This window comes from Microtetraspora sp. AC03309, from assembly GCF_020826795.1.
Lineage (GTDB): Bacteria > Actinomycetota > Actinomycetes > Streptosporangiales > Streptosporangiaceae > Microtetraspora > Microtetraspora glauca.
This window is the reverse complement of the sequence record NZ_JADDIL010000030.1, coordinates 72,931-98,816: the sequence shown is the minus strand read 5'-3', so window position 1 is coordinate 98,816 and position 25,886 is coordinate 72,931. Positions and strand designations below refer to the sequence as shown.

General features: G+C 68.9%; 22 protein-coding genes. 13 read left to right on the top strand and 9 right to left on the bottom strand.

Annotated elements, in window-relative coordinates:
* The coding region (locus IMZ11_RS19540) for a C40 family peptidase (RefSeq protein ID WP_228643472.1) at positions 1 to 331 on the top strand (331 nt) is incomplete at its 5' end.
* A gap of 220 nt (positions 332 to 551) precedes the next feature.
* On the opposite strand, the gene IMZ11_RS19535 is transcribed toward IMZ11_RS19540, so the two are convergent.
* The 3 genes from IMZ11_RS19535 to IMZ11_RS19525 form a co-directional block, all read right to left on the bottom strand.
* Positions 552 to 1,265: a FadR/GntR family transcriptional regulator gene (locus tag IMZ11_RS19535; protein ID WP_228643470.1), complete on the bottom strand. Its 714-nt coding sequence runs from the start codon at positions 1,263 to 1,265 to the stop codon at positions 552 to 554.
* Between the two features lie 428 nt (positions 1,266 to 1,693).
* Complete coding sequence (locus IMZ11_RS19530) at positions 1,694 to 2,854, bottom strand: steroid 3-ketoacyl-CoA thiolase (protein WP_228643469.1); 1,161 nt, start codon at positions 2,852 to 2,854, stop codon at positions 1,694 to 1,696.
* Positions 2,855 to 2,959: 105 nt separating this feature from the next.
* Complete coding sequence (locus IMZ11_RS19525) at positions 2,960 to 3,637, bottom strand: TetR family transcriptional regulator (protein ID WP_082776784.1); 678 nt, start codon at positions 3,635 to 3,637, stop codon at positions 2,960 to 2,962.
* Between the two features lie 497 nt (positions 3,638 to 4,134).
* On the opposite strand from IMZ11_RS19525, the gene IMZ11_RS19520 reads away from it, so the two are divergent.
* The 4 genes from IMZ11_RS19520 to IMZ11_RS19505 are packed head-to-tail and all read left to right on the top strand — an operon-like array spanning position 4,135 to position 7,435.
* Positions 4,135 to 5,205, top strand: a complete 1,071-nt coding sequence (locus tag IMZ11_RS19520) for an acyl-CoA dehydrogenase family protein (RefSeq protein WP_228643467.1) — start codon at positions 4,135 to 4,137, stop codon at positions 5,203 to 5,205.
* Positions 5,205 to 6,377: an acyl-CoA dehydrogenase family protein gene (locus IMZ11_RS19515; RefSeq protein WP_228643465.1), complete on the top strand. Its 1,173-nt coding sequence runs from the start codon at positions 5,205 to 5,207 to the stop codon at positions 6,375 to 6,377. Before IMZ11_RS19520 ends, IMZ11_RS19515 begins: the two co-directional genes overlap by 1 nt.
* Positions 6,374 to 6,994 (top strand): MaoC family dehydratase N-terminal domain-containing protein, encoded by a 621-nt coding sequence (locus IMZ11_RS19510; protein ID WP_228643462.1) that lies wholly within the window; start codon positions 6,374 to 6,376, stop codon positions 6,992 to 6,994. Before IMZ11_RS19515 ends, IMZ11_RS19510 begins: the two co-directional genes overlap by 4 nt.
* Positions 6,995 to 7,030: 36 nt before the next feature.
* Positions 7,031 to 7,435 carry a MaoC family dehydratase gene (locus IMZ11_RS19505; RefSeq protein ID WP_228643460.1) on the top strand — a complete coding sequence of 135 codons (405 nt, stop codon included), beginning with the start codon at positions 7,031 to 7,033 and terminating at the stop codon, positions 7,433 to 7,435.
* A gap of 42 nt (positions 7,436 to 7,477) precedes the next feature.
* Here the strand turns inward: IMZ11_RS19505 and IMZ11_RS19500 are convergent, their stop codons facing one another.
* A complete protein-coding gene (locus IMZ11_RS19500; protein ID WP_228643486.1) occupies positions 7,478 to 9,163 on the bottom strand; it encodes a hypothetical protein in 1,686 nt (561 codons plus the stop codon).
* 278 nt (positions 9,164 to 9,441) lie between these two features.
* Here IMZ11_RS19500 and IMZ11_RS19495 point away from each other — a divergent pair, with 278 nt between their 5' ends.
* The 6 genes from IMZ11_RS19495 (at position 9,442) to IMZ11_RS19470 (ending at position 15,313) form a co-directional block, all read left to right on the top strand.
* Entirely contained in the window at positions 9,442 to 10,575 is a 1,134-nt protein-coding gene (locus IMZ11_RS19495) for an ABC transporter ATP-binding protein (RefSeq protein WP_228643458.1), read from the top strand.
* Entirely contained in the window at positions 10,568 to 11,230 is a 663-nt protein-coding gene (locus IMZ11_RS19490) for an ABC transporter permease (RefSeq protein ID WP_061255115.1), read from the top strand. Before IMZ11_RS19495 ends, IMZ11_RS19490 begins: the two co-directional genes overlap by 8 nt.
* The gene (locus IMZ11_RS19485; RefSeq protein WP_228643456.1) at positions 11,227 to 11,889 is read left to right on the top strand and encodes an ABC transporter permease; all 663 of its coding nucleotides are present in this window, start codon (positions 11,227 to 11,229) and stop codon (positions 11,887 to 11,889) included. The genes IMZ11_RS19490 and IMZ11_RS19485 overlap by 4 nt, the downstream gene beginning before the upstream one ends.
* A 32-nt stretch (positions 11,890 to 11,921) precedes the next feature.
* On the top strand, positions 11,922 to 12,836 hold the full coding sequence (locus IMZ11_RS19480) for an ABC transporter substrate-binding protein (protein ID WP_228643454.1): 915 nt from the start codon (positions 11,922 to 11,924) through the stop codon (positions 12,834 to 12,836).
* Between the two features lie 108 nt (positions 12,837 to 12,944).
* Positions 12,945 to 13,424 (top strand): flavin reductase family protein, encoded by a 480-nt coding sequence (locus tag IMZ11_RS19475; protein ID WP_228643452.1) that lies wholly within the window; start codon positions 12,945 to 12,947, stop codon positions 13,422 to 13,424.
* Between the two features lie 80 nt (positions 13,425 to 13,504).
* The gene (locus IMZ11_RS19470) at positions 13,505 to 15,313 is read left to right on the top strand and encodes a serine/threonine-protein kinase (protein WP_308066821.1); all 1,809 of its coding nucleotides are present in this window, start codon (positions 13,505 to 13,507) and stop codon (positions 15,311 to 15,313) included.
* 265 nt (positions 15,314 to 15,578) lie between these two features.
* Here IMZ11_RS19470 and sppA read toward each other — a convergent pair whose 3' ends face one another.
* Both sppA and glgB read right to left on the bottom strand, forming a co-directional pair.
* Positions 15,579 to 17,267 carry a signal peptide peptidase SppA gene (gene sppA / locus IMZ11_RS19465; RefSeq protein ID WP_228643450.1) on the bottom strand — a complete coding sequence of 563 codons (1,689 nt, stop codon included), beginning with the start codon at positions 17,265 to 17,267 and terminating at the stop codon, positions 15,579 to 15,581.
* 29 nt (positions 17,268 to 17,296) lie between these two features.
* A complete protein-coding gene (gene glgB, locus IMZ11_RS19460) occupies positions 17,297 to 19,486 on the bottom strand; it encodes a 1,4-alpha-glucan branching protein GlgB (RefSeq protein WP_228643448.1) in 2,190 nt (729 codons plus the stop codon).
* 329 nt (positions 19,487 to 19,815) lie between these two features.
* Here glgB and IMZ11_RS19455 point away from each other — a divergent pair, with 329 nt between their 5' ends.
* Together IMZ11_RS19455 and IMZ11_RS19450 are read left to right on the top strand one after the other, a co-directional pair.
* Entirely contained in the window at positions 19,816 to 20,067 is a 252-nt protein-coding gene (locus IMZ11_RS19455) for a hypothetical protein (protein ID WP_228643445.1), read from the top strand.
* Positions 20,060 to 20,476 (top strand): hypothetical protein, encoded by a 417-nt coding sequence (locus tag IMZ11_RS19450; protein WP_228643443.1) that lies wholly within the window; start codon positions 20,060 to 20,062, stop codon positions 20,474 to 20,476. The genes IMZ11_RS19455 and IMZ11_RS19450 overlap by 8 nt, the downstream gene beginning before the upstream one ends.
* On the opposite strand, the gene IMZ11_RS19445 is transcribed toward IMZ11_RS19450, so the two are convergent.
* From IMZ11_RS19445 to IMZ11_RS19435, 3 genes are all read right to left on the bottom strand, one after another.
* The gene (locus IMZ11_RS19445; protein WP_228643441.1) at positions 20,460 to 21,818 is read right to left on the bottom strand and encodes a phosphotransferase; all 1,359 of its coding nucleotides are present in this window, start codon (positions 21,816 to 21,818) and stop codon (positions 20,460 to 20,462) included. The genes IMZ11_RS19450 and IMZ11_RS19445 overlap by 17 nt on opposite strands.
* The gene (treS, locus tag IMZ11_RS19440; RefSeq protein WP_374462367.1) at positions 21,815 to 23,569 is read right to left on the bottom strand and encodes a maltose alpha-D-glucosyltransferase; all 1,755 of its coding nucleotides are present in this window, start codon (positions 23,567 to 23,569) and stop codon (positions 21,815 to 21,817) included. Before treS ends, IMZ11_RS19445 begins: the two co-directional genes overlap by 4 nt.
* A 71-nt stretch (positions 23,570 to 23,640) precedes the next feature.
* Positions 23,641 to 25,686: an alpha-1,4-glucan--maltose-1-phosphate maltosyltransferase gene (locus tag IMZ11_RS19435; RefSeq protein WP_228643439.1), complete on the bottom strand. Its 2,046-nt coding sequence runs from the start codon at positions 25,684 to 25,686 to the stop codon at positions 23,641 to 23,643.
* Between the last annotated feature and the right edge of the window lie 200 nt (positions 25,687 to 25,886).

Sequence of the window (25,886 nt, the reverse complement as noted above, 5' to 3'; positions counted from 1 at the left end):
GCCGAGCAAGGGGGTCGGCAGGGGAGCCGCCCGGATCGGCTTCGACTGCTCCGGCCTGGTGATGGCGGCGTGGGCGAAGGCCGGGGTCGGCCTCGGCCACTACACGGGCACCCAGTTCCGTCAGGGCCGCCAGGTGCCTCTCAGCGAACTACGCCCGGGAGACCTGATGTTCTTCGGCGGCACCACCGCCGCACCGACTCATGTGGGGATGTACGCCGGCGACGGGATGATGATCCACGCACCGAAGACGGGCGACGTGGTCAGGAAGGTGGACGTCCTGAGCTCCCGCCACTACATGACGACCTTTCGCGGGGCGGTTAGGCCGGGTTGAGCGTGAACGTGGGGCAGTTGGGCCAGGTTGACGTGGAGGTTTTCTGCGGCGGTTCTGCCCGATTGAGCGTGGCGTGGGGCCATGAGGTCGAGTTAAGCCTGAGCGTGGGGCGGTTGGGCCGGGTTGCGCATGAGGGTTTCGTGCGGCGGTTCTGCCCGATTGAGCGTGGAGGACTTGCGAGGCGGTTCGGCCATGCTGACGCTCAAGGAGCAACCCCAAGTTAAAGAGCCTTGCGGAGCCACTCCTCCACCCCGGCCACGTGGACGGTCGCCCAGGCTCTGGCCAGTTCCGACTGCCTGCCCGCGATCGCCTCGTAGATGGCGACGTGTTGCTCGCGCGTCTTGCCGAGCGCGCCCTCCTGGGTGAGGCCGCGCCACACCCGGGCACGGGTCGTCGGGCCGGACAGACTCTCGATCAAGGAACAGAGGACGGCGTTTCCCGCCCCGGCCGCGATGTGCTGGTGGAACTCCAGGTCGTTGGCGACGAGTTGCTCGATGCTGGGATCTTCCGGAAGAGAGTCAAGGATCTCGCGGAGGCCCTTGATGTCGTCTTCGGACATGGTGGTAGCCGCCATGGCGGTCGCGGCCGGTTCCAGGATGCGCCGTACCTCCAGGAACTGCAGAACGGTGTCGTCCCGATGGAAGTCCACCACGAAGGACATGGCGTCGAGGAGCAGATTGGGCTGGAGGCTGGTGACATAGGTGCCGTCGCCCTGCCGTACGTCCAGGACGTTGATGAGAGAGAGCGCCCGCACGGCCTCGCGCAACGAGTTGCGCGACAGCCCGAGCCGCTCGGCAAGGTCGGCTTCCTTGGGAAGCCGATCACCTGGGGCGAGCTCACCCGAGATGATCATCTCTTTGATTCTGTCAATCGCCGCGTCGGTGACCGCCACGCCACGCACCCCACCAGAGCCCCAGTCCGGGCTCCTAGACATCGGATGTCTCCAAGTGTATGGCCGGAGGACGCGAAGCCATGCCCCGCTGTCGCTGTCGCTGTCGCTGTCGCTGTCGCTGTCGCTGTCGCTGTCGCTGTCGCTGTCGCTGTCGCTGTCGCTGTCGCTGTCGCTGTCGCTGTGGTCCTGTGGGCCCTGGCCTGTGGGGCTGTGGGGCCGTGGGCTTTCGGCCTGGGCTGTGCGGCCGTGGGTCTGTGGGGCCCTGGGTCTGAGTTGTGGGCCTGGGCTGTGGGGCCGTGGGCTCTGGGCCGACGGCCGTGGGTCTGTGGATCTGTGGTCTCTGCGGGCGGTCGGCGCCGGGGTTGGGTTCATGCCTCTCGGGCTGCCGGGCGGAACAACGGTCAACTCGGCCGTGTCGGCCGTGTCGGCTGTTCGCGCCCGGCGGTGAATTCCGAGAGTCGATCAGGATGTCAGAGGCGCTCGATGATCGTGGCCGTGGCGAGCGCGCCTCCGGCGCACATCGAGATCAGTGCGGTCGAGGAGTCGGATCGCTCCAGTTCGTGCAACGCCGTCGTGATCAGGCGGGAGCCGGTGGCGCCGACCGGGTGGCCCAACGCGATCGCGCCTCCGTTGACGTTCACGCGGGCCATGTCCGGTTCGTGCACAGACGCCCACGAGAGGACGACCGATGCGAACGCCTCGTTCACCTCGAACAGATCGACGTCGCTCGCGGACATCCCGGTCTGCGCGAACACCTTGGCCGTCGCGTCCACCGGTCCGTCGAGGTGGTAGTAGGGCTCGCTGCCGACGAGCGCCTGGGCCAGGATCCGTGCGCGGGGGCGCAGGCCGTGTTGTGTGGCGGCCTCCTCGCTCATCAGCAGGACGGCCGCCGCACCGTCGGAGATCTGCGAGGACGTGCCCGCCGTGTGCATCCCGTTCTCGCCCAGTACGGGGCGGAGACCGGCGAGTTTGTCGACCGTGGTCTCGCGGAGTCCCTGGTCCTTGATGACGGTACGGCTCTCGCCGGTCGGCTGCCCGTCTTCCCCGAGTACGGGGGCGACCACCGGCAGGATCTCGCGCTCGAACCGGTTGTCGGCCCACGCCTTGGCCGCCAGATGCTGGGACCGGGCGCCGAAGGCGTCCAGCCGGTCGCGGGTGATGCCGCGGCGCTGCGCGATCCGCTCGGCGGCGGAGAACTGGTCGGGCATGTCCAGCGACCAGTCGTCCGGTTTCGGCCTCGCGGGCTGGACGTTGCTCATGAGGGGCTGGCGGCTCATCACCTCGACACCGCAGGCGATGCCGACGTCGATGACGCCCGCGTGGATCATCGCGGCCACAATGTGGACCGCCTGCTGGGACGACCCGCACTGGGCGTCGATCGTCGTCACGCCCGTCTGGTACGGCAGGCCGGCGTACAACCAGGCGTAGCGGCCGACGTGCCCGCCCTGTTCGCCCGCCTGCGTCACGCAGCCCGCGAAGACCTGTCCGACGATCGAGGGGTCGATGCCGGACCTCGTGACCAGCCCCTTGAGCGTGGCGCCCAGGACGGCCTGCGGTTTCAGTCCCGCGAGCCAGCCGTTCCGCTTCCCGATCGGAGTGCGTACCGCCTCGACAATCACCGGCGTGCCCACGGTGACCTCCTCCGTTTCAGAACCTTATTCCAGTTCAGGACTGTAACCGGTTCCATATTTCGGTGGAAGGGTGGGGGTTGGTTCAGGGAGGGCCGGGGGTCGGGTTCAGAAGTCGACCAGCAGCCGGGAGGAGACGATCTCGATCCGGTGCTGGATCTGGTCGTAGGTCCGCAGCCCGCGGAGCATCTCCAGCAGCTCGTGGACCCACACGCTGGCGAGCGAGTCGGCGAGGGTGAGCTGGTCCTCCGTGGCCAGTTCGACGGTGAGGCCGTTGCCGGCGACACGGAGCAGGAGCCGGGCCATCCGGTCGCCGAACGGGGTCTCGACCTCGGTCATGATCAGCGATCGGAGCAGCGCGTCAGCGAGCTCGGGCTCGCGCATCAGCCCTCGGGCCGCCCGCATCAGGACATCGACTGCTCGTCCGGAGGCGGTCGGGGAGCTCGGTGGGCGGCGTTGGATGCTGGACTCCAGGAGATCGATCTCCTCGCTCACGACCGCCACGACGAGATCCATCTTGGATGGGAAGTAGCGGTAGAGCGTGCCAAGCGCGACGCCGGCGCGTTCGGCCACGGTCCGCATCTGCATGGCTTCGACGCCTCCGCGCGAGGCGAGTGCGGCCGCCGCCTGCACGATGCGCTTACGCCGCTGGAGCTGGCTTCGCGTGCGGGCGCCCGGGGTGGCTGCGGCGTTCGCGGCGTTCCCGGCGGTCGGGTGGTTCTCCACGCTGGCAGCCCCTTCTGGGTGCGGCGTCGCGGTCTCTGTGGCGGCATGCGGAGTGCGCATGAGAACACGTTATCTGACTTCTTTCCCCGCTGGATGGTTACTCACCAGTCACAAAGAACGACGTCCTTGCATGTCTTTCTCGTTTCGGTCGGATGTCCTGACGGAGACGAGAGGTCACACACTGGACAGAGATTAGACCCTGTTCTACTTTGCGGTTGGAGCGTCCTCTGGAGGAGGCCAACGTGAGCGATGCCGTGGCGGGGCACCATGCCGTGCCGGTGGCCGCCCGAGATGACCCGGAGACGATCTCGGAGGCGGCCTCCGAAACGACCGCCGAGATGTCCGTGGAGATGAGACGGAGATCACTGCCGCGACGGCGACGGCGACGGCGACAGCGCGGTGGCCGGTGAGCTGACTGCACGATGGCCTGCGAGCCGGCCGAAGAGTCCAGCCCCGCACGATGGCCTGCGAGCCGGCCGAAGAGATCCAGACGTCCGCACCCCACCACTGATCCGGATCGCGAACAAGTTCGCCCGGTACGACCTTCTGGAGACCCGATGGACTTCAACCTGGACGAGAATCAGGCAGAGTTACGCACCCTGACCGCTGACGTCCTGGGGCGTACGGCCACCCACGCCAGGATCGAGGCGCACGAGGAGTCCGGCCTGCCGTACGACTCCGGGGTCTGGGCGGCCATGGCGCAGGCGGGGTTGCTCGGCGTGTGCCTGCCGGAGGAGGCGGGCGGCGCGGGGCTCGGTCCGGTCGAGATGGCGGTGATCCTCAGGGAGATCGGGGCTCACGTCGCGCCCGTACCGGCGCTGTCCAGCCTGGTCGCCGCGCTCACGATCGGCCGGTACGGCACATCCGAGCAGCGAGCGGCGCTCGCGTCACTCGCCGATGGAGCGGCCGTGCTGGCGGTCGCGCTGCGCGAACCCGGCGCGGACTTCGCGGAGCCGCCCGCGACGATCGCCAGGGACGGCCGGATCACCGGGCGCAAGAGCATGGTGTCCCATGCCGCCGTGGCGTCGCGGATCCTGGTGGCCGCCCGGGTCGAGGGCGCGGGCGTCGGGTTGTTCCTGGTCGATCCCGGCGCGGTCGCCATCCAGGAGATGCCGCTGACCACCGGAGAGCCGGGTGCGGTGATCACCATGGACGGCGTCCCGGGAGAAGCCGTCGGGGCGGCGGACGGCCTGGCCTACGAGGCGTTGCGCCTGCACGCCCTCGCGGCGATCACCGCGACCGCCTCCGGAGTCCTGGCGGGTGCGCTCAAGCTCACCACCGACTACATCAGGACGCGCAGGCAGTTCGATCGGGCGCTGGCCGAGTTCCAGGCCGTGACCATGCAGATCGCCGACGTCTACGTCGCGGCGCGGGCGATCGACGTGGCCGTCTGGTCGGGCGTGTGGCGATTGGCCGAGGGGCTGCCCGCCGAGGAGGATCTGGCGATCGCCGCCTACGCCGCGACGGACTCCGTGGTGAGAGCCCTGTACACCTGCCAGCACCTGCACGGCGGCATGGGCCTGGACGTGACCTACCCGCTGCACCGTTACTTCGCCTGGGGCAATCACGCCGCCCGCCTGCTCGGTGGCGCGGAGGCCCAGCTCGACCTGATCGGAGCCTTGGTCTGATGTTCATCGAACTCACGCGGGAGCAGCGCCGGATCCGTGACGAGCTGCGCGACTACTTCGCGGGCTGCATCACCGCCGAGGACCGCGAGAAGATCGCGGACGATCCGTTCGGTCCCGCGTACATGGAGCACTGCAGGCGGCTGGGCCAGGACGGCAAGCTCGGCCTCGGGTGGCCCAAGGAGTACGGCGGCGGCGGGTACGGCCCGCTGGAGCAGCAGATCTTCGCGAACGAGATCGCCCGAGCCGAGGTGCCGTATCCGATCATCACGGTGGGAACGGTGGGCCCGACCCTCATGCAGTACGGCACCGCCGAGCAGAAGGAGTTCTTCCTTCCACGCATCCTCGCGGGAGAGTGCCATTTCGCCGTCGGGTACAGCGAGCCGGAGGCGGGCACGGACCTCGCCTCCCTGCGAACCACCGCTGTCCGGGACGGCGATCACTACGTGGTCAACGGGCAGAAGATCTTCACGTCGGGAGCGCACCACTCGCAGTACATCTGGCTCGCCGCGCGTACGGACCCGGCCGCGAAGAAGCATCGCGGGATCACCATGATGATCGTGGACTGCGCCGACCCCGGCTACTCCTGGACGCCCATCATCACCATGGACGGGCGGCACCACACGAACTCGACGTACTACAGCGATGTCCGCGTCCCGGTGAACATGGTCGTCGGCGAGGAGAACAAGGGCTGGGATCTGATCGTCAACCAGCTCAACCACGAGCGGGTGACGCTCGGACCGGCGGGCAACATCGGACACACGTACATCCGGTTCGTCCGGTGGGCCAAGGAGAAGCCGGGCCGTGACGGCAGGCCGCTCTTCGAGAACCCGGCGGTCCGGCGGGCGATCGCCCAGGTGTACGCGTATTTCCGGACCAATGAGCTCCTGAACTGGCAGGTCGCCGCCAACATGGATTTGGGCTGGCTGGGAGCGCCCGACGCCTCAGCCACCAAGATCTACGCCTCCGAGCGGATGCAGGACGTCGGCCGCATCGTCGCCGAGACCCTCGCCAGGTACGGCGACCCCGGCGACGAGGAGACCCGCGATCTGATCGAGCGGGTCGACCGTGGCGTCAAGGGCGCGCTCGTGCTCACCTTCGGCGGCGGCGTCAACGAGGTCCAGCGCGAGCTGATCGCCATGCTCGGCCTCCAGCTCCCGAAGCCTCCCCGATGAGCATGAACAACCCGGGCGGCACGGGCGGTGCGGAGGTGCCGGAGAGCCGCGGGAACGTGGTGGGCGTGTTGCACGAGCTGGCCGCCCAGGTGATCGCGGCCGGGGAGGGACCGCGCCTGTCCGCTCCGCTTCCGGTCAACCTGCCGATGATCCGGCACTGGGCCGAGGCGATGGGGGACCGCGACCCCCGCTACGCCGGGCCCGACGCGGTCGCGCCTCCCGCCATGATCCAGGTATGGACCATGGCGGGCCTGGTGCAGCGGGGCGAACGCCCCCGGACACCGCTCGACGACATGCTGGACGCGATCGACGAGCACGGATACACGGGTGTCGTCGCGACCGACTGCGAGCACACCTACCACCGCTATCTCAGGCCGGGTGAGGTGCTCACCTCCGCCACGCGGATGGCCGATCTCGCCGGTCCGAAGCGGACCGCGCTCGGCGAGGGTTACTTCATCACCTGGCTGGTGACCTGGTACTCCGGGGCGGAGCCGGTCGCCGACATGATGTTCCGGGTGCTGAAGTTCCGCCCGGGGGAGAGGAAATACCCGCCCGAGGAGCAGGAGCCGCACCCGCTACGGCAGGCGATCGTCGGGGACGGTGCCCATCGACGATGAACTGATCCTGCCGATGCGGATTCCCCGGGAGCCAAGATGCAGAGAAGCCTGACGGAAGCCCCGAGAGCCGGGATCTCGCTCCCGGAGCTCACCATCCCGCTCACCCCGACCCTGATCATCTCGACCGCGATCGCGACCCGCGACTTCACCCCCGTGCATCACGACGTGGAGCGCGCCCGCGCGCAGGGCTCGAAGGACATCTTCCTCAACATCCTGACGACGGTGGGGCTCATCGAGCGGTACGTCACCGACTGGACGGGGCCGTGTGCCCTCGTCCACGGCATCAAGGTGAAACTGGGCGCCCCCGCGTACGCCGGTGACACGCTGACCCTGTCCGGCACCGTGACCGAGGCGACGGGGCCGGAGTTCACGATCGACGTATGCGGAACGGTCAGCCTCGGGGCCCACGCCACCGCCACCGTCCGGCTCGCCCTTCCCTGACGTACGGCAGGCGCACCGGCCGGCCGTACGTCGCCGGGAACGTCAGGGCGTGACGAAGGTGGGGAGCGAGAAGAAGACGATCAGCGCGATCGCCAGGCAGATCAGGAAGCCGACGATCTCCCAGGCCCAGTCGTAATGGTGCTCCCGTTTCCCGCGCGACCGTGCCTTCTCCTTGCCCCTTGCCGTGCCCTTGCTTCTCGCCGTGCCCTTGGCCCCGGACTCGGCCACGGCACTGGACTCGGCTCTGGACTCGGCCACGGCGCCGGTCTCGGCCCCGGTCATGGCCAGGGTGGTCGTTTCCCGCGCCTTGGCCTTCGCTCTGGTGCTCTTCTTTGCCTTGGCCTTGTGCTGCTTGGTGGCCTTGTCGGCTCGGGCCGTCGTACCGCTCTCGGCGGGCGTGGCGACCTCGGCAGGTGCGGTGGGTACGGCGTCAACCCGCACGGCGTCAACCCGCACGGTGGCGGCCTCGGCGGCGGGCGCCGCCTCGATCGCCGGAGCAGGGGAGCTCGTCAGGGCCGGGAAGGCCGCCGACGCGGCCGATGTCTCCTCGGCGGGGCGGAACGCATCGAACACCTGCGTGTCGGGTCCCGCCGTGCCGAACCCCGCGGGATCGAACACCTGCGTGTCGGGACCGGGCGTGCTGAGCCTCCCGAATGCGGATCCCCACGACGTCGGGGAACCCGTCTCGGCCGTACGGGAATGCGTGGCTGTCTCAGAGGCCGGAGGAGCGACATCCACCGGAGCCGGGAGCGCCGACGGAGGCGGAGCGGGCAGCGCCGCCCTGGCCGGTGGGGCGTCCAGCTCCGCCGGAGCGGACGCCTGCGGGACCTCCAGCTCGGCGGGAGCCAGCGAAGCGCGTCGCTTGCGGTCGGTGAACGCCGCCAGGAGCGAAGGACGCAGCCGGGGCATCGGCTCGGTCGTCGCCTCGTGCTTGGGCCTGCGGCCCGGCTTCGGCGGCGCGAGAGCCTCGGCCGGGAGCACGCACGTGTTCGTGACCTGGTTGGGGTCGGTGAGCGGCAGCGGCCACGCGGGCGTGGTGGGCCACAGCTTCCTCGTCGGCAGCGTCGAGGATACGGCGGCCGCGACGGGCGCGGCGGGCGCGGCGGTCTCGCCGGGCTCCTCGATGGGCAGCGCGGACAGGACCCGGCCCCGCACGGCGGCGGCGGGCCGGCGCCAGGGAAGCCGGGCCAGCACGTCCTCGATCGGCGAGACGACGATGGCGTCGTAGACCTCCGCGACGCTGACCGGCACGAACGGCGCCGACCTGGCGGCCGTCGTCGCGGTCACGAGAGTCTGCGAGAAGCGGCGCCGCGCGCTGAGCGTGAGCTGGGCGGCGGTGTCCGTGGCGACCTCGAACACCCAGGAGAGCTCGCCGGTCGACAGTCCGCAGACGGCGGACAGGAGGAGGACCTCTCGCTGGTGGGGGCGGATGTCACGGAAGACCCGCTCGATCAGCGCGGTGGCCGGGTCGGCCACGGAATCGACGGCTGGAAGGGCGTAGCTGACGTCCCTGCGATAGATCTCACGCCGGGCGAGCGCGTACAGCGCGGCACGCGCCGGGGGAGGGTCGGTCGGCACACCGGTGAAGACGGACACCACCGCGTCGGCGGCGGAGCTGGTCTCACCGAGCTGGTCGTGGCAGTACGCGAACAGCCCGGCGGCGTGACGTTCGTAGAGCTCGGCGATCAGCTCACTGCGCGAGCGCTGACCGGTGAGCGGTGTTGTCACGGCCGGTTCCTCTGAGGTTGGTGCGAGTCGGGAGAGTGTAGTCAATCATGCCAAGCCCTCACCGGCCACCGCACTATTCGAAGCGTTTTTGATAGATATTTAGTGAGTAATTTAAGAGATCATTCATCCGTTCCATTTCCTCCAGAGATGGAACATGACGGGCGAGATGCCCGCATAGGCTGGCTGGGGAGGATCATGTGGCTGAGCAGAGCTCAGGGGAACGGTAGGGGCCTCGGGGTTGTTGACGTGATCGCAAACTCTCGAAGGACGAGGTTCCTGTGATCACTTTTGAAGGCGTCACCAAGCGCTACGCCGACGGAACGGTCGCGGTGGACGACCTCAGCCTTGAGGCGCCCACAGGGGCGATCACGGTGTTCGTCGGCCCCTCCGGATGCGGCAAGACGACATCGTTGCGAATGATCAACCGGATGATCGACGCCACGGGGGGCCGGATCCTCCTCGACGGCCAGGACGTGCGCGAGATCGACCCGCCCACACTGCGCCGGGGCATCGGGTACGTCATCCAGCAGGCGGGCCTGTTCCCGCACCGCAAGATCGTGGACAACGTCGCGACTGTGCCGTACCTGCTCGGCTGGGACAGGAAGCGGGCCCGCGCCCGGGCGATGGAGCTGCTCGAACTGGTGGGCCTGGACTCCGAGCTGGCCGGGCGCTATCCCTTCCAGCTCTCCGGCGGCCAGCAGCAGCGGGTGGGCGTGGCGCGAGCATTGGCCGCCGACCCGCCGGTTCTGCTCATGGACGAGCCGTTCAGCGCGGTCGACCCGATCGTCCGGGCGAGCCTGCAGGACGAGTTGCTCCGCCTCCAGTCCGACCTGCAGAAGACGATCGTGTTCGTCACCCATGACATCGACGAGGCGATCAAGCTGGGTGACATGGTCGCCGTGCTGCGCGTCGGCGGCCGGCTCGCCCAGATGGCGGGCCCCGCGACGCTGCTGAGCGAGCCGGCGGACGACTTCGTCCGCGAGTTCCTCGGCCGTGATCGCGGCATCCGCCGCCTCTCGTTCATCCCCGCCAAGGACGTCAGGCTCGTGACGGCTCCCGCCGACCTCGTGGTGGACGCGTCGGGACGGCCGCTCGGATGGCGGGGGGACGGCGGGCTCCTGCCGTACGGGACCTTCAACCCGGAGCGGGACTCGCTGCGCGCGGCACTGGACGCGGCACTGCTGGCGCCCAACGGGACCGCGGTCGCGGTCGACGAGGACGGGCGGGTGATCGGCGTCGCTCCTCGGGAGGCGCTGGACGAGGTGCTGGGGCAGTACGCCGCGCGGTACACCGTGCCGGACCCCGGAGACCCGCACGAGGACGGCGGGCATCAGGGTGCCGGACATCAGGACACAGGACATCAGGACGCCGGGCCCGAGGATCCCGCGCACGGGGAGGACCCGCATGGGTGACGAACCCCTGGTGCGATGGGACTGGATCTGGCGGAACTGGGACACCGGGCGGCCGGACAGCATCCTCGCGCTGCTGGAGTCGCACGTCGTCATGGCGTTCCTGCCGGTGCTGTTCGGGTTGTTGCTGGCGTTGCCGCTGGGCCTGGCGAGCGCCCGATGGCGGTGGCTCTACCAGCCGACGGTCAGCGTGATGAACGTCGTCTACTCGCTGCCGTCGATCGCGGTGTTCATCGTGATGCTCGCGATCACCGGCCTCGGGCAGGCGACGGTCATCGTGCCGCTCACGTTCTATTCACTGGCGATCCTGATCCCCGCCGTCGTGGACGGGCTCACCTCGATCCCGGACCACGTCCGGAACTCGGCGGTCGCCATGGGCTTCACCCCGCTGCGCCGGCTGGTGCGGGTGGAGCTGCCCCTGGCGGTCCCGGTCGTGCTGGCCGGCCTCCGGGTCGCGACCGTCTCCAGCATCAGCCTGGTCAGCGTGGGCGCGCTCATCGGACAGGGTGGGCTCGGCTACCTCTTCATCGACGGCTGGCAGCGGCAGTTCACCACGCCCATCGTGGTCGGCATCGTGGCGACCGTCCTGCTCGCGGTGCTCGCGGACGGCCTGCTCGTGCTGGCGCAGCGGCTGCTGACCCCGTGGAGGCGCGCGTGAACTGGCTGATCGACTTCTTCTCGAATCCGGCGAACTGGTCCGGCCCGGGAGGGATCCCCGTACGCCTGCTCGAGCACCTGGAGTTCTCCGTGGTGGCGTTGCTGATGGCGGCTGCCGTCGCGATCCCGCTCGGGCTCTGGGTCGGGCACACCGGGCGCGGCTCGCTCGTCGTCGTGGTCAGCGCGAACGCCGCCAGGGCGTTGCCCACCCTCGGCATCCTCGTCCTCGTCGTGCTGATCATCGGCGTGGGCAGCACCTGGCCGGTGCTCATCCCTCTGGTCCTGCTGGCGGTCCCGCCCATCCTGGTCAACACGTACGAGGGCGTGCGCGGTGTGGACCCCGACCTGCGCGACGCGGCGTACGGCATGGGCCTGCGCGGGCCGCAGGTCCTGTTCAAGGTGCTCGTGCCCGTCGCGCTGCCGCTGATCCTCCTGGGAATGCGCCTGGCGGCCATCCAGGTGGTGGCGACGGCCACCGTCGCTGCCTACGTCGGCCTCGGCGGTCTCGGCCGCTTCATCATGGACGGCCTCGCCACCAAGAACTACACGATCACGATCGGTGGCGCCTTCCTCGTCGTCGCGCTCGCTCTGGCGGCGCAAGCCGGTTTCACACTGCTCTCGCGGGTAGCGGTCTCGCCCGGTATACGGCAGTTCCGGTAATCTATACTTTACCCCCCAATTATGAAGGGAATATGATGAAACGCCTTGTCAGCGCTCTGGCGGTCGCCGTGACCGCGGCGCTCGCCTTGACTGCCTGCGGCGGCGGGTCCGACCCGCTGTCCTCCACCTCCGCGTCCGCGGCCCCGGGAGAGACATCCGCGTCGAAGGTGGTCGTGGGTTCGTTCAACTTCCCCGAGAGTGTGCTCCTCGCGTCGATCTACGCCCAGGCGTTGCAGGCCAAGGGCGTCACCGTCGAGGAGAAGCCCAACATCGGCAGCCGCGAGATCGTGTACGGCCAGATCAAGAGCGGCGGGCTGACCGTACTGCCCGAGTACATCGGCTCGCTGCTCGCGTTCGTGGACAAGACCACCACGGCCAAGACCAAGGACGAGATCCTCGCCGGGCTGAAGACGGCGCTCCCCGCGGACCTTGAGGTCCTCGAGCCCGCGGCGGCCGAGGACAACAACTCGCTGACGGTCACCAAGGAGACCGCCGCGAAGCACAACCTGACCACGATCGAAGATCTGGTCAAGGTGTCCAAGGACTTCGTCGTGGGCGGCCCGCCCGAGTTCAAGGAGCGCCAGGAGAAGAACTTCAAGGACGTCTACGGTCTGGAGTTCAAGGAGTGGAAGCCCACGGGTGAGACCACCGCCGACGCGATCAAGAGTGGCACCGTCCAGGTGGGCAACGTCTTCACGACCGACCCGAAGATCCTGCTGAACGACCTGGTCTCGCTCCAGGACAACAAGAACGCCTTCGGCGCCGACAACATCGCGCCGCTCGTCTACAAGGCGGGCGTGAACGACACGGTCACGTCCACGCTCGACGCCGTCTCCGCGAAGCTCGACACCGCCACGCTCGTGTCGCTGATGAAGCGGGTCTCCGTCGACAAGGACGACCCGCCCGTGGTCGCCAAGGACTGGCTCTCCCAGAACGGCCTGGTCTGACCCGCGTGCTCACCCCGGCGGTCGTGCGATCGGGCGCGGTCGCCGGGGCGGACCCGCGAAGGCATAGGCTCTGACCGCAACGACCCGACGTGATCACGAGGGAGCCGGGTGGGCGAGTTCGTCGAGGCGATGGGACAGCTGGCCGCCGGGGTGTCGGTGGTCACGGTCCGGGAGGGCAGGGACGACGTGGGGGCCACGGTCTCCACGCTGATGTCCGTATCGCTCGACCCGCCCCTCGTCCTGGTCAGCCTCGCCGCCGGAAGCTACCTCACCGAGATGCTGCTGCGCCGGGACCGCTGGGCGGTCGCACTGCTCTCCGACGGGCAGCAGGCCATCGCCTCCCGTTTCGCCACCCCCGGCCGTCCGAGCGCGCGACTACTGCTGGCCGGCGCCCCGCACCACCGTGGGCCGTACAGCGAGGCGCTGGTCGTGGAAGGAGGAGTGGCCGCCCTGGAGGTCGAGACGACCCAGGTCGTCCCGGCCGGTGACCACACGCTGTTCATCGCCGCCGTGCTCGCGGTGGACTACATCGATCCCGCCAAGACCCCGCTCGTACGGCTCCGCGCGCGCTACCGCCCGGTTTCCTGAACCGGGCCCGATACGCGGCACGTGTCACGCTGGTCTGCTGGTTTGATGAGGAACGCCGCTTTGGTCCTGATCGCTGTGGCATGATCGACCGTCGATTGACGACATGCTTCTCGATGGACGGTGCCACGGTGACGACTGCTTCTCCTCAGGTCATCGTTGGCCGCTATCAGTTGATCCGTCCCCTCGGTCAGGGGGGAATGGGCACGGTCTGGGAGGCCCACGACACCGTGCTCGACCGGCCGGTCGCGGTCAAGGAGGTGATCCTCCCGCCCGGGGTCGGAGACGAGCAGAGGGCCGTGCTCATCGAGCGCGCCACCCGTGAGGCGCGGACCGCGGCCCGGATCAGTCATCGCGGCATCATCGCGATCTACGACGCCGTCCGGCACGACGGCCGTCCGTGGATCGTCATGGAACTCGTCCCGTCGCGGTCCCTGGACCAGATCATCACCGAGGACGGGCCGCTCCCCGCCGCCCGGGTCGCCGCCGTCGGGCGGGAGGTGCTCTCCGCGCTGTCCTGTGCCCACGCGGCCGGTGTCATCCACCGGGACGTCAAGCCCGCCAACATTTTGATCGGGCGGGACGGCCGGATCGTCCTCACCGACTTCGGCATCGCCACGTTCGAGGAAGACACGTCGCTCACCAGGACCGGCATGGTCACCGGATCGCCGAGCTTCATCGCTCCGGAGCGGGTCAGCGGCGCGCAGGCCGGGCCCGCCTCCGACCTCTGGTCGCTCGGAGCGACCCTGTACGCGTTGGCGACCGGCAGAGCGCCCTTCCACCGGACCAGCGGGATGGCGGTTCTCGCGGCACTCGTCGGCAATGAGCAGGCCGATCTCGCGCCCGTGCCCCCCGCCCTCCGTCCCGCGCTCGCCGGGTTGCTGGTCAAGGATCCCGTGCACCGCGTCGGCCCGGCCGAGGCGGATCGGCTGCTGGCCGAGGCGGCGAGCGGGACCGCGGCGGGAGCCCCCATGCCGGGAGTCCCCATGCCGGGCGGCCCTATGTCAGGGGGCACCATGCCGGGTGGCACCATGCACGGGGCCCCCGTGGCGGGTGGCGCCACGGCGCCGGCTCATGACCGGCCATGGCAGGACCCGGTACGTCACGTCCAGAACCACCCGAACCACAACCACCACAACCCAAACCACCCCAGCCACCGCAACTCCAGCCACGCGGCTCACAATGGCGACAACCGCAGCCACCCCGGCCACCCTTTCGGACATGCACCGAGGTCGCATGAGGCCGGAACGCCCACACTGGGCGGCCGACCCGGGCACGGCTCCGAAATGCGGCCGGGCCGTATGGCGATGCTGGTCGTGGCGCTCGTGCTGCTCGTGACGGCGGCGGTGGCGGCGGGCGGCTGGGTGCTCCTGCGTGAGGAGGGGACGGGGACCGCGGCAGGCCGCCCGTCCACGTCGAAGCCCGGACAGACCAGGACGCTGACGCTCCAGGGCTTCTCCTCGGACCGGGGCTGGACCATCCGGGCGCCCAAGACCTGGAAGAACGACCACGACGAGTACGGCGTGCAGTGGTGGTCGGATCCCAAGGGACGCGCGGTACTCAACGTCCGGTTCGACGACAGCGGCACCGATCCCGCGAGCTATCTGGCGAAGATGGAACTGGCCCTGAAAGCGAACGCCGCGAACAAGTACAAGCGCCTCAGGAAGTCACCCGCCGGCGCCGGCACCCAGGCGGAACTGGAGTTCACGGCCTACAGGGCGACGCCGTCCGCCGAGGCCGCCGAGGTGGCGGGCGACTACCGCGAGGTCGTGCGGGTCGTCTCCACGGGGTCGTCGTTCTGCTATCTCCACTGGCAGGTGCGCGGGAAGTCCTGGAACAGCTTCCAGCCGACGATGCGTGCCGTGTTCAAGTCGTTCGTGGCCCCCGCCTGATCACGCGTCACACAAGCCGGCGGGTCGTCCGGCGATCGCCGGGATCACGCTGGCCCTGCCCGGCCACTGTCCGGCCGGTGAGATCCGGGCCTGAAGCCGACGGAGGCCGGGCGGCCGGGTGAGACCACCGGGCCGATCTGGATCGGCGGGTCGTCCATCGGCCGGGTGAGACCACCGGGCCGATCTGGATCGGCAGGGCCTCCACCGGCCGGATGAAACCGACACGTGAAACCGACACGGGTGAAACCAACCGGGCCCCGGCGGGTCAGCGGATCGTCCACCAGCCGGGAAGGACGAGCGGTCCGTACGCCGGGAGGCCGAGTTCGGCGGCGACGCGGGCCATCGGGCCCCACGCCTCCAGGCGGACCCGGGCCTGGGTCGCCGACTTGTCCTCGCTCGACTCCGGCGGGCGCAGCCGCTCAAGGGGATGCATCCGCGGATATGTCCTGACCGGCGCGTCCACGGCGAGGCCGGCCTTCTTCCTGGCCAGGGCCAGGGCGTCCTCCAGGCCGCCGAGCTCGTCCACCAGGCGGCCGTCCAGGGCGTCGGCCCCGGTCCAGACCCGGCCTCTGGCCAGCTCGTGGGCCCGGTCCCGGTCCAGCCCGCGTCCCTGCGCCACCTTGCCCACGAAGTCGTCGTAGATCCGGTCGAGCCAGGCGTTCACCCGGTCCCACTGCGGGCCGGAGAACTCGCGCATGGGGGAGAACATCCCGGCGTTGGCGCCCTCGCTCACCGCCTCCGTCACCACGCCGATCTTGCCGAGCAACTCGCCGACGACCGGCTTGCCGCCGAACACGCCGATCGAGCCGGTGAGCGTGCCAGGCTGGGCCACGATCACGTCGGCGGCCATCGACACGAAGTACCCGCCGGACGCGGCGAGGTCGCCCATGGAGACGATGACCGGCTTGCCCGCCTTGCGGGCGAGCACCACCTCACGCCAGATGGCGTCGGAGGCGACGTACGATCCGCCGGGGCTGTCCACCCGGAACACGATCGCCTTCACCTTGTCGTCGCGGCGCGCCGAGCGCAGTGCGGCGCAGATCGTGTCGGACCCCATGGAGCTCCCGCCGCCGAGGGGCGAGCGGCCACTGCGTCCCAGGCGGATCGCGCCGATCCCGTGGACCAGGGCGACGACGTGCTCGCCGGGGTGGGGGAGCTTCTTCGGCAGCGGGTTCCTGGCGTACCGGGTGACGTAGAGCAGGTGGGCGTCCCCGACGGTCTCGCCGTACACCTCGTCCCGATATTTCAAGGCATCGATGAGACCGGCTTCGAGAGCCTCCGGCCCGACGAACGGACCCTGGTCGATCAGCTCGCGGACCCGTTCCGGAGTGAGCGAGCGCGCCTCGGCGATGCCCTTCACGATCTGCTCGGTCACCGACTCGGCGATCCGGGTGGCGGACTCGCGGTGCGCGTCGGTCATGTGGTTCTGGGTGAACATGTTGGCCGCGGTCTTGTACTCGTACCGCTGACCGAGCTGGTACTCCACACCGGCCTTGGCCAGCGCGTCACGGACGAAGCGCTGCTCCAGCGAGATGCCCGTCAGGCCCACGTCACCGGACGGCTGCAGGTAGACCCGCTCGCAGGCGCTGGCCAGGTAGTACGGGACGGTCCCGGCGGCGAACTCGCCGAAGGTCTCCCCGAACGCCACGGTCAGCTTCCCGGTGGCGCGGAGGCGGAGGATGGCGGCCCGCAGTTCCTGGACCATGCCGAGGCCGAGCGGATGCGCGCCGATCTTGACGATGATCGCGCGCACCCGGGGATCCTGGCGGGCCCGCTTGAGCCCGGAGAGCACGTCGGCCAGCCGCGCCTTGCGCATGGACAGGATCGCGCTCAGCGGGTCGACCGGCGGTCCCTCCGTGAGGCCCTCGGTCAGGTCGAGCTCTAGGACCAGCGGTGCGGTGCGGCGCTGCCGCAGTCGGTCGACCGTATCGATGATCGCTTTCGTCGCGTCCATAGTGCCACCATAAGTGACGGTTCCGGAGCTTAGATCGGCCTTGCACCAATTTCGGTGGACCGCGATCCGCTCGCCGCGTTCCCCTCGGTACGGCGCAGCCAGATGGTGGCCAGAGGGGGCACGCGCAGCCGCGCCGAGCACGGGAGGCCGTGGTGCGGCTGCTCGACCGCCTCGACCGCGCCCATGTTGCCCACGCCGCTCCCGGCGTAGTCGTAGGCGTCGGTGTTGACGACCTCCTCCCACCTGCCCGCCGCCGGAAGGCCCAGGTGGTAGTCCTCGTGCGGCGCTCCGGAGAAGTTTGCGACGCAGGCCAGCACCGAGCCGCTTCCGTCGTACCGCAGGAAGGAGAACACGTTCCCCGGGGCGTCGTCGGCGTCGATCCACCGGAACCCGCCGGGGTCGGTGTCCAGCGCGTACAAGGCGGGCGTGTCGCGATATATCCGGTTCAGGTCGCGGACGAGCCGCTGCACTCCCTGGTGGAAGTCGAAGTCGAGCACCCACCAGTCAAGACCCCTGGACTCCGACCACTCCGACCCCTGGCCGAACTCCCCGCCCATGAACAGGAGCTGCTTGCCCGGATGCGCCCACATGAAGGCGTACAGCGCGCGGAGGTTCGCGAACCGCTGCCACTCGTCGCCGGGCATCTTGCCGAGCAGCGACCCCTTCATGTGGACCACCTCGTCATGCGACAACGGCAGCACGAAGTTCTCGGAGTAGGCGTACATCAGGGAGAACGTCATCTGGTGGTGGTGGTACTGCCGGAAGATCGGCTCGTGCTTGAGGTAGGCCAGCGTGTCGTGCATCCAGCCCATGTTCCACTTGAAGCCGAAGCCGAGGCCGCCCAGATGCACGGGCCGCGACACCCCGGGCCACGCCGTCGACTCCTCGGCGATCGTCACGATGCCGGGGACCTCTCGGTAGCTGACCGTGTTCATCTCCTTGAGGAACTCGATCGCGTCCAGGTTCTCCCTGCCGCCGTAGACGTTCGGCGTCCACTCGCCCTCGCGGCGGGAGTAGTCGAGGTACAACATCGACGCCACGGCGTCCACCCGCAGCCCGTCGACGTGGAACTCCTTCAGCCAGTAGACCGCGTTCGCCACCAGGAAGTTCCGCACCTCGTGCCGCCCGAAGTCGAACACGTAGGTGCCCCAGTCCGGGTGCTCGCCGCGGCTCGGGTCGGCGTGCTCGTACAGCGGGGTGCCGTCGAACCGGGCCAGCGCCCACTCGTCCATGGGGAAGTGCGCGGGCACCCAGTCGACGATCACGCCGATGCCCGCCCGGTGCAACTCGTCCACCAGATGCCGGAAATCGTCGGGCGGGCCGAACCGCGACGTCGGCGCGTAGTAGGAGGTGACCTGGTATCCCCACGACCCGCCGAACGGATGCTCGGCCACCGGCATGAACTCCACGTGCGTGAAGCCCATCTCCTTGACGTACGCCACGAGCTCGGAGGCGAGATCACGATAGGAGAGCCCGGGGCGCCAGGAACCGAGATGCACCTCGTACACGCTCATCGGCTCGGCCACCGCGTCCCGGCCGGCCCGCTCCGCCATCCACGCGTCGTCACGCCAGTCGTACTCGGAGCGTTCGACGATCGACGCGGTGGCCGGGGGGACCTCGGTGCGGCGGGCCATCGGGTCGGCCTTCTCGCGCCAGACGCCGTCCATGCCGAGGATCGCGAACTTGTAGCGGCTGCCCGCCCCGATGTCCGGGATGAACAGCTCCCACACCCCCGACCTGCCGAGCGAGCGCATGGGGTGCCCGCCGCCGTCCCAGTGGTTGAAGTCGCCGATCACCCGCACACCCAGCGCGTTCGGCGCCCAGACCGCGAAGGCGGTGCCGTCGGTGTCCTCGTGGCGCAACACGCGCGCGCCGAGCACCTCCCACAGCCGCTCGTGCCGTCCCTCGCCGATCAGGTGCAGGTCCACCTCACCGAGCGTCGGCCAGTGCCGGTACGGGTCACCCGTCTCGTACGGCTCGGCCCCCGGATACGTGATCCGCACCCGGTAGTCGGGGATCTTGTCCACGCCGGGGATGGTCACCTCGAACACCCCGGCGGCGACGTGGTGCAGCTCGTGCGCCGTGCCGTCCACGAGTGCCTCGACCTTCTCGGCGAGAGGTCGGAGCACCCTGATCGTGACACCGTCACGCTCGAGATGCGCGCCGAGAATGGAGTGTGGGTCGTGATGAGCGCCGCCGGCCAGCCGATCGAGGTCCATTCCCTAACCCTGCCCTACAGGGCCGGGAACACCCATCCCTCGCATGAAAGATCCGTGTTTTCCGTCTCACCACGGGTGATCGACGATCGTGATCCGGGCGGCGGCGATGACCGGCGGAACGCGGCGAGTTTTCCGAGTTCCCGGAACCCGGATGATCGAGGGGCCAATCGACTAATCTGCTCACCGTGCGTAGTCGATTGGATATGAATCGTGGCGGTAGGGGTGCCGTTTCGCATCTCGCCGAGGAGGGGGAGAGCCGCGTCGGCGAGGGGGTGGAGCGGGATCTGGGCGGTAGTATTTCCGGTCCCACCTCAAGTAGGGTCGCTGGCGTGACGAGGAAGCTGTCCATCTCTGTGCCCGTCGAGGTCGCCGAGGCGATCCAGGAGCTGGTCGACGCCAAGAAGGCCGATTCCGTGTCCGCGTTCCTCACCGCGGCGGCGATCAAGGAGATCGACCGGGCGGCCATGTCCCGAGTCGTCATCGACGCCGCGCTCGAACGGGCCAGGGAGAAGGATCCCGAGAGGTTCGAACGTTCCCGGCGCAAGGTCGCCGAATGGTTCGGGCAGGCCGAAGGTGCTTAACGGGCTGTCCGGGCTGGTGCTCGACCACACCGCGGTGCTCGCGCTGGCCGACGACAACCCGGACATGGTTCACGTCGTCGACCAGGCGTATCGCACGTCCACGTCCCTGCTGGTGCCCACGACGTCACTGGCCACGGCCTTGCTCGACGTCCAGGAGATCCACGAGCTGAACAACATCCTCACCATGCTCGACCGGATCATGGTCCTGTACGACGAGCTCTCCACCCGCCGGGCCTACAACGTCCACGTCCGGATGTACGGCGAGGACGTGGTCAAGCCGGAGCACCGGCTCTCGCTCGGGCACGCCGCCGTGTGCGCGACCGAGCGGAACTGGCCCGTGCTCACCGCGGACGACACGTCCTGGGGGTTCGCCGGGCGAGAGATCTCCCTGCTCATTGTGGAGATCTGAACGCGGCGAGGGGGATGGGGAGCCAGGTCGGACGGTTGCGCGCCTCGTAGACCACCTCGTAGACGGCCTTCGACAGCTCCAGTGCGCGCAGCAGCACGGCGTCGTCGCCGCTGATCCGGCCGCCGCCCTCGGAATAGCCGCCGAGGAACGCCGCACGGTTGCGGGCCGACCACTCGTCCGCCCGTCCTGGCAGCGTCGCGGCCTCCGGATACCCGGCGAGCAGGTGCCGCGCCGCGTAGTCGAACGAGCGGAGCATCCCCGCCACGTCCCGCAGCGGTGTGTCCAGCCCGCGCCGCTCGGAGAGCGGCTGGCCCGGCTCGCCCTCGAAGTCCAGGACGACCCAGTCGACCGGCGTCCGCATCACCTGGCCGAGGTGGTAGTCGCCGTGCACCCGTTGGACGGCCACCGCCCGGTCGAGGTCGGCGAGCCGGTCGTAGGCCGCGTGCGCGACCGACGCGTGCGCGGAGAGCTGGGGCACCTCGGCCACCGCCTGGTCCAGGCGGTCACGGAACCGCTCGGCCATGCGCTTGACCTCCGGCGGCTCGACGACGCCGATCGGGAAGGCCGCCGCCAGCTCCTGGTGGACCTCCGCGGTGGCGACGCCCAGCCGGTACGCCTCGGCGGCGAAGTCGCCGCCCGCTTCCTCGGCGGGCACGTCCGGCGGAGAGCCGTACAGGTCGCGGACGCTGGTCAGGGCGAGTGCCCAGCCCTCGTTCGCGTTGGCGAGGAACTCCTGCATGATCGCCAGCGTCGTCGGCTGAGCGTCCAGATCTGTCTCGATCCATCCGCACGGCCGGGCGATGTGCGTGGAGCCGGCCGCCGCGAGCGCGGTGATCACCTCGAGCTCCGGGTTGAGCCCCGCGTTGATCTGGCGGAAGAGCTTGAGGATGTACCGGTCGCCGTAGACGAGTGAGGTGTTCGACTGCTCCACGGTCAGCACCAGGCTGCGCAGGGACGTGTCGATCTCGATCCCGGGCGCGCGATGGAACGCCAGGCGCCCGGCCCGCCGGGACGATTCCATCCCCTCCAGCAGGATCCGGGTGAGCTCCGCGTCGTGCGCCGCGTCGTAGGCGGAGTACTCGCGGCCCTCCCAGTCACAGGACCCGATCAGCACGTGTTTCAACCGGTCGGGCAGGCTCGTCCGCAGGCCGACCAGGAGCTGGTAGCGGGTCCTGCGCTCGCCCTGCCGTACGGACAGGATCAGGTGCAGCAGGCCGGGGTCGCCGGTCTGGATGTCGGTGCGATGTTCGATGGACAGGTCGTCGATCACGCGCCCCTTGCCGGCGAACCACCGCTGCCCGGTGATCCAGCCGGCGAGGAGCTCCTGAAGCGAAGTCGTCATGCCTCCTTGGTGCCGACCGCGTCCGTGTCGGCCGCGTCGGGGGGTACCGGAAGGGTGAACCAGTAGAACCCATGCCCAGGAAGCGTCAGAAGATACGGGAGTTCGCCGACTGGTGGGAACGGAACTCCGCCCATGCACTCCACCGGCGTGGATCCCTCGAACCGGCGCAGGTCGAGCTCGACCGGCTGCGGGAATCTGGACAGGTTGTTGACGCACAGCACCCGGTCGCCGCCCAGCTCCCGGATGAACGCGAGGACGCTCGGGTTGGAGGAGTTCAGCTCGGTGAACTCGCCGAGGCCGAACACGGGATGCCGCTTGCGGATCTCGATCATGCGCTTGGTGAAGTGCAGCAGCGAGCTCGGACTCTTCTGCTGGGCCTCGACGTTGATCGCCTGGTAGCCGTAGATCGGGTCCATGATCAACGGCAGGTAGAGGCGGCCGGGGTCGCAGCTGGAGAAGCCGGCGTTGCGGTCGGGCGTCCACTGCATGGGCGTGCGGACGCCGTCCCTGTCGCCCAGCCAGATGTTGTCGCCCATGCCGATCTCGTCCCCGTAGTAGAGGACGGGCGAGCCGGGCAGGCTGAGCAGCAGCGCCGTGAACAGCTCGATCTGGTTCCTGTCGTTGTCGAGCAGGGGCGCGAGGCGGCGGCGGATGCCCACGTTGGCGCGCATCCGCGGGTCCTTGGCGTACTCGGAGTACATGTAGTCGCGCTCTTCGTCGGTGACCATCTCGAGCGTCAGCTCGTCGTGGTTGCGCAGGAAGATGCCCCACTGGCAGTTCTCCGGGATCTTCGGCGTCTGCGCCAGGATCTCGGAGATCGGGTAGCGCGACTCCCGCCTGACCGCCATGAAGATGCGCGGCATCAGCGGGAAGTGGAACGCCATGTGACACTCGTCGCCGCCGGTGACCGGGTCGCCGAAGTACTCGACCACGTCGGAGGGCCACTGGTTCGCCTCGGCGAGCAGGACCCGGTCGGGGTAGAGCCGGTCGACCTCGGAGCGGACGCGCTTGAGGTACGCGTGCGTCTGCGGCAGGTTCTCGCAGTTGGTCCCGTTCTGCTCGAAGAGGTACGGGATGGCGTCCATGCGGAACCCGTCGATGCCGAGGTCCAGCCAGAACCGCAGGACCTCCAGCATCGCGTCCTGTACGGCCGGGTTCTCGTAGTTGAGGTCCGGCTGGTGATGGAAGAACCGGTGCCAGTAGTACTGCCCGCGGGCCGGGTCGTAGGTCCAGTTGGACGACTCGGTGTCGACGAAGATGATCCGGGCGTCCTTGTACTCCTCGTCGGTGTCGTGCCAGACGTAGAAGTCGCCGAACGGCCCCTCCGGGTCGTGCCGGGACGCCTGGAACCACGGGTGCTGGTCGCTGGTGTGGTTCATGACGAGGTCGGCGATCACGCGGATGCCGCGCTTGTGCGCCTCGTCCACGAGCCGGATGAAGTCCCCGAGGTCGCCGAAGTCGGGAAGGATCTTCATGAAGTCGGCGATGTCGTACCCGCCGTCGCGCAGCGGCGACTCGTACAGCGGGAGCAGCCACAGGCAGTCGACCCCGAGCCACTGGAGGTAGTCGAGCTTCTCGATCAGGCCGCGGATATCCCCGGTGCCGTCCCCGTTGGAGTCCGCGAACCCGCGGATCAGCACCTCGTAGAAGACGGCCCGCTTGTACCAGTACTGATCCCGGGGCTTCTCGGGAGAGAAGGTGTTCGGGATCGGCTCGTTGTGGACGGGCACCGAGCCGGCGGGCTGCTCCACCGGCTCTCCTCGTGTCATGGGGTCGCTTCGCTCAGTCAACTGTTGACTCCCCGGATGTGCGTTCGCAGCGCTTATGGGCGGTGCGGGGACCCGCTGCGCAGCGTGAAGATGTGGGCAGGATGGACATGCGGATCAAGACGCACGTAATTGGCCTGGCGCCAGCGATACGACTCGCCCGACAGCTCGTCGTCCACGACGAACTCGGCTTGCCAGTCGAGACCGAGGGCCGGCATGTCCAACTGGACGGTGGCCTCGTGCGTGTTGTGTGGATCCAGATTGACGACGGCCAGTACGACATCGCCTAGGCCGTGCCGTCGTGTGGCCGTGTCATAGGCGCCGGGCAGTCGCTTGGAAAAGCAGATCAGCTCCGGCTGGTCGACGCTATGGAACCGTAGGTTACGCAACTCCTGGAGTGCCGGGTGGGCTCTTCGCAACAAATTGAGCTGCGTGATGAACGGAGCGAGGCTCCGGCCCTCCCGCTCGGCGCCGGCCCAGTCGCGAGGCTTGTACTGATATTTCTCGCTATCGAGGTACTCCTCGCTGCCAGGGCGAACGGGTATGTTCTCGGCTAGTTCGTAGCCCGCATAAACACCCCAACTCGGTGACATCAGTGCCGCCAGGACGGCCCTGATCCTGAACGCGGGCACGCCGCCCTGCTGCAGGTATTCGTGCAGGATGTCGGGCGTGTTGACGAACAGGTTCGGGCGCAGGAAGTGCGCCGTCTCCCGGGACAGCTCGGTGAGATAGTCCTCGATCTCGGGCTTGGAGTTCCGCCAGGTGAAGTAGGTGTACGACTGGTGGAACCCGACCTTGGCCAGGGTCTGCATCATCGCCGGCCTGGTGAACGCCTCGGCCAGGAACAGCACGTCGGGATCTGTGCTCGCGATGTCCGCCAGCATCCTTTCCCAGAAGTTCACCGGCTTCGTGTGCGGATTGTCCACCCGGAAGATTCGCACTCCGTGATCCATCCAGTGCAGGATCACTCGCTTGACCTCGGCGTAGAGCCCCTCGGGATCCTGGTCGAAGTTGAGCGGGTAGATGTCCTGGTACTTCTTCGGCGGGTTCTCCGCGTACGCGATGGTTCCGTCGGCCCTGATGTTGAACCACTCGGGATGCTCCTTGACCCACGGGTGGTCGGGGGAGCACTGCAGGGCCAGGTCGAGCGCGATCTCCATGCCCAGCTCGCGCGCCCTGGCGACGAAGTCGTCGAAGTCCTCCAGGGTGCCGAGGTCGGGATGGATCGCGTCGTGGCCGCCCTCCTCCGAGCCGATCGCCCAGGGCGACCCCGGGTCGTACGGCTCGGGCGTGAGGGTGTTGTTGCGTCCCTTGCGGTACTGGTGGCCGATCGGGTGGATGGGAGGCAGGTAGACGACGTCGAATCCCATTCGGGCGACGGCGGGGAGCCGGTTCCCCGCAGTCTTGAAATTTCCGGATTTGGGGGCGGCGCCGTCCTCGACGATCGCTCCCTCGGACCGGGGAAAGAACTCGTACCACGATCCGAAGAGCGCCCTGCGCCTGTCCACCGTCACCCGGTTCCTGCCGGACCTGGTGGCCAGGGCCCGCAGCGGGTGCGCCGCGATCAGCGCCGCCGTCTCCGGCAGCTGGGCGATCGCGAAGCGGGCCCTCGGGTCCAGGTGGTCGTCGCGGAGCCGGGCCGCGACCGCCAGGAACGCCGCCCGGTGCCCGCACGCCCCGCCGTCGTCCACGCTCGGGCAGTCCACGGACCGAACGCCGCGCGCCGCGCGGTCGAACAGCCGGGCGCCCTCCTCGCACATCAGGTCGGCGTCCATGTTGCGCGGGATCTTGATGCCGGCGTCGTGCAGCCAGGTGGCGATCGGGTCGCCCCACGCCTCGACGCGGAACTGCCACATGCCCTCGGCGGGAAGCTGCACGTCCACGCCCCACCGGTCGGTACCCGGGCCGAGCTCGCGCATGCGCAACAGCCGGCCGGGCTTTCCGTCGGGGTCGATGAGGACGACCCCGGCGGCCACGGCGTCGTGTCCCTCGCGGAACACGGTGGCGCTGATCTCGAATGTTTCGCCCGCGGCCGCCTTCGCGGGCCAGCGCCCGCAGTCGACGACTGGGTGGATGTCCTGGATTGGGATTCGTCCGATCATCGTCATTCACGTTAGCGACGACACACCCGGTGTCGCCGGATTTCCGAGGCAAGCGTTGATCTCTGGTTCTTCAATGTGCTCGGTGTCATTAGGTACAGCACGATGGGAGACGCCAGGGGCGGCTTCACATACAGGGGGTGCCCCGATGGTCCACTTTTACCCGTGGGTATGAAAGATCGCACGGCGTGTTTGTTTCCTTA

What these genes read in the sequence shown, in the direction of transcription:
- IMZ11_RS19535 (WP_228643470.1), bottom strand. Translation starts at nt 1,265, where the DNA reads ATGTCTAGGAGCCCGGACTGGGGCTCTGGTGGGGTGCGTGGCGTGGCG.
- IMZ11_RS19525 (WP_082776784.1), bottom strand. Translation starts at nt 3,637, where the DNA reads ATGCGCACTCCGCATGCCGCCACAGAGACCGCGACGCCGCACCCAGAA.
- IMZ11_RS19520 (WP_228643467.1), top strand. Translation starts at nt 4,135, where the DNA reads ATGGACTTCAACCTGGACGAGAATCAGGCAGAGTTACGCACCCTGACC.
- IMZ11_RS19515 (WP_228643465.1), top strand. Translation starts at nt 5,205, where the DNA reads ATGTTCATCGAACTCACGCGGGAGCAGCGCCGGATCCGTGACGAGCTG.
- IMZ11_RS19510 (WP_228643462.1), top strand. Translation starts at nt 6,374, where the DNA reads ATGAGCATGAACAACCCGGGCGGCACGGGCGGTGCGGAGGTGCCGGAG.
- IMZ11_RS19505 (WP_228643460.1), top strand. Translation starts at nt 7,031, where the DNA reads ATGCAGAGAAGCCTGACGGAAGCCCCGAGAGCCGGGATCTCGCTCCCG.
- IMZ11_RS19490 (WP_061255115.1), top strand. Translation starts at nt 10,568, where the DNA reads ATGGGTGACGAACCCCTGGTGCGATGGGACTGGATCTGGCGGAACTGG.
- IMZ11_RS19480 (WP_228643454.1), top strand. Translation starts at nt 11,922, where the DNA reads ATGATGAAACGCCTTGTCAGCGCTCTGGCGGTCGCCGTGACCGCGGCG.
- IMZ11_RS19470 (WP_308066821.1), top strand. Translation starts at nt 13,505, where the DNA reads ATGATCGACCGTCGATTGACGACATGCTTCTCGATGGACGGTGCCACG.
- sppA (WP_228643450.1), bottom strand. Translation starts at nt 17,267, where the DNA reads ATGGACGCGACGAAAGCGATCATCGATACGGTCGACCGACTGCGGCAG.
- glgB (WP_228643448.1), bottom strand. Translation starts at nt 19,486, where the DNA reads ATGGACCTCGATCGGCTGGCCGGCGGCGCTCATCACGACCCACACTCC.
- IMZ11_RS19445 (WP_228643441.1), bottom strand. Translation starts at nt 21,818, where the DNA reads ATGACGACTTCGCTTCAGGAGCTCCTCGCCGGCTGGATCACCGGGCAG.
- IMZ11_RS19435 (WP_228643439.1), bottom strand. Translation starts at nt 25,686, where the DNA reads ATGATCGGACGAATCCCAATCCAGGACATCCACCCAGTCGTCGACTGC.